The following is a 2,642-nucleotide window of genomic DNA, read 5'->3' as shown; positions in this document are numbered from 1 at the left end:
TGTCGGCTGCCAGGGGGAAGGGACCGTTTCGGAGCTGTTTTTGCCAGCAGGATGGGACCACCTCGTTTGCCACTGATGGGACCACCTGACTAGCGGTTTTGCCAGTTATGGGACCACCCGGCGTGGCTTCGGGGGCTTCCGGTCGCTCGGTCGTTGCATTGGCCAATGAGCTACCGGGAGGTATCGGTGATCGAGATCAGGGAGATCCTGCGGCTGTGGCTGCTGGGTCGAGGGTTGCGGGAGGTGGCGCGCTTGTCGGGCACCGATCGCAAGACGGTGCGCCGCTATGTGGAGATGGCGACCGCGTGCGGCCTGGATCGCGACGGTGACGCGTCCCAGCTGACCGACGAGCTGCTGGCGGCGGTGATCGCCGGGGTGCGCCGGGCGCGCCCGAACGGCCGCAGCGAGGCGTGGGCGACCGTGGCCGCGCAGTCAGAGCAGATCCAGAAATGGCTGGATGAGGGCCTGACGCTGACAAAGGTTCATATTCTGCTGGGTCGTCAGGGTGTGGTGGTGTCGTATCGGACGTTGAATCGGTATGCGACAACGGAATTGGGGTTCGGCAAACGCAAGACCACCGTCCGGGTCGCCGACTGCGATCCCGGCGCGGAGGTGCAGGTCGACTTCGGCCGACTGGGGCTGCTCACCGACGTCGCTGACGGCAAGCGGCGAGTGGTGCAGGGATTGATCTTCACCGCGGTGTATTCGCGGCACATGTTCATCTGGCCGACCTACCGGCAGACGTTGAACGACGTCATCGCGGGGTTCGAGGCGGCGTGGGCGTTCTTCGGTGGCGTGTTCGCCGTCGCGATCCCCGACAACATGAAGGCGATCGTCGACACCGCCAACGCCACTGACCCGAAGCTCAACGACGCGTTCCGTGAATACGCCCAGGCCCGCGGGTTCGCCGTCGACCCCGCGCGCGTCCGCAGCCCGAAAGACAAACCCAGGGTCGAACGCTGCGTGCAATACGCGCAATCGAATTTCTTTGCCGGAGAACAGTTCCGGGACCTATCGGACTGCCGTGAACGCGCGGCACGCTGGTGCGCGCAGACCGCCGGCACCCGCATCCACGGCACCACCCGGCTGCGCCCGGCCGAGGTGTTCGACGCCGACGAACTCCCGGTCTTGAAGCCGTTACCGGCCGAGCCGTTCGACATTCCGACCTGGGCCCACCCCAAAGTGGCTCCTGACAGGCATGTTCAGATTTCCAAGGCGCTCTACAGCGTCCCCGGCGATCTCGTCGGGCAGCGCCTGGACGCCCGCGTCGACGCGACCACGGTGAAACTCTACTGGCGCGGCGAGCTGATCAAGGTCCATCCCGTGGTCGCGCCGGGGCGTCGGCACACCGATCCGGCGGATCTGCCCTCGGAAGTGTCGGTTTATGCGATGCGTGATCTGAACACGTTGCAGCGCAAGGCATCCGCCCACGGCGACCACATCGGCACCTACGCCGCGGCTGTCCTCGAACATCCGCTGCCCTGGACCAAGATGCGACAGGTCTATCGACTGCTCGGCCTCGTTCGCCGCCACGGCCCGGCCGCGGTCGACGACGCCTGCCGTCGTTCCCTCGACGCCGAGGTCGTCGACGTCGGTGTCATCGACCGCATGCTCACCCGCGGCGCCCCGGCCACCGCCGAGGGCCAGCAACTGGCGCTGCTGCCGCCCCCGGCCCCGTCTCGATTCGTCAGAGCCACTACCGATTTCGCCGTGAGGAGACCGTCATGACCACCCGCCGTCCCGCCGCGACACCAGCGGTCAAACCGATCGAGATTTCACCCGAACTCAAAGCCCTGATGCGCCGACTCAAGCTCGGGCAGCTCCTGGAAACCCTCCCGGAGCGGCTCGCACTGGCGCGGTCGAACCGGCTGCCGCACCACGACTTCCTCGAAATGCTGTTCGCCGACGAGGTCACCCGCCGCGACCGCGAATCCGCCCAACGCCGCGCCAAGGCCGCGCACCTGGACCCGCAGATGCAGCTGCAGGCTTGGGACGAATCCACCGCGGTCAGCTTCGACCGGGAACTCTGGGCCGAATTGACCTCGCTGCGGTTCCTCGCCGACGCCTACAACATCCTCGTCATGGGGCCGGTCGGGGTTGGAAAGACGTTCCTGGCCAACGCGATCGGTCACATCGCGGTCCGCCGCAACTACAGCGTCCACACCGAACGCGCCGACAAACTGTTCAAACGACTACGCGGGGCGCGCCTGGACGGCAGCTACGAAGACGAGATGCGCAAACTGCACCGCGTCGACCTGCTCATCCTCGACGACCTAGCCCTGCACCGACTCGAAGCGATCGAGACCAACGACTTCTACGAACTGATCGTCGAACGCCACCGCAAGTCCTCGACCGTGATCACCAGCAACCGCGAACCCCCGGAAATCCTGACCATGATGGCCGACCCGCTGCTGGCGCAGTCGGCGATGGACCGGCTGCAATCAGCGGCCTACGAGCTCGTCGTCGAGGGCGAGTCCTACCGGCAGCGGCAGAAACCACGCCGCAACAAACCTGCCGATCCGACCGACCCGGATTGACCGGCAGCCCGGTCATCGGTCACGATCGACACGGCCCCGCGACCGGATGCAACCCGGTCCCATGCTCTTGGCAAAACGGTGGTCCCATCACCCTGGCAGGCGACA

General features: G+C 66.3%; 2 protein-coding genes. Both read left to right on the top strand.

Annotated features, from left to right (window positions below; all coding sequences use genetic code 11):
- Positions 1-186 precede the first annotated feature (186 nt).
- Positions 187-1,728, top strand: coding sequence for an IS21 family transposase (gene istA, locus ACH438_RS46210; RefSeq protein ID WP_397017708.1), 1,542 nt, complete (start codon positions 187-189; stop codon positions 1,726-1,728).
- The gene (istB, locus tag ACH438_RS46205) at positions 1,725-2,537 is read left to right on the top strand and encodes an IS21-like element helper ATPase IstB (protein WP_397017705.1); all 813 of its coding nucleotides are present in this window, start codon (positions 1,725-1,727) and stop codon (positions 2,535-2,537) included. Before istA ends, istB begins: the two co-directional genes overlap by 4 nt.
- The last annotated feature ends 105 nt before the right edge of the window (positions 2,538-2,642 follow it).

The sequence above is a fragment of the Nocardia sp. NPDC020380 genome, assembly GCF_044386975.1.
Classification (GTDB): domain Bacteria; phylum Actinomycetota; class Actinomycetes; order Mycobacteriales; family Mycobacteriaceae; genus Nocardia.
Note: the sequence above shows the minus strand (reverse complement) of the source record. Positions and strands in the feature narration are given on the sequence as shown.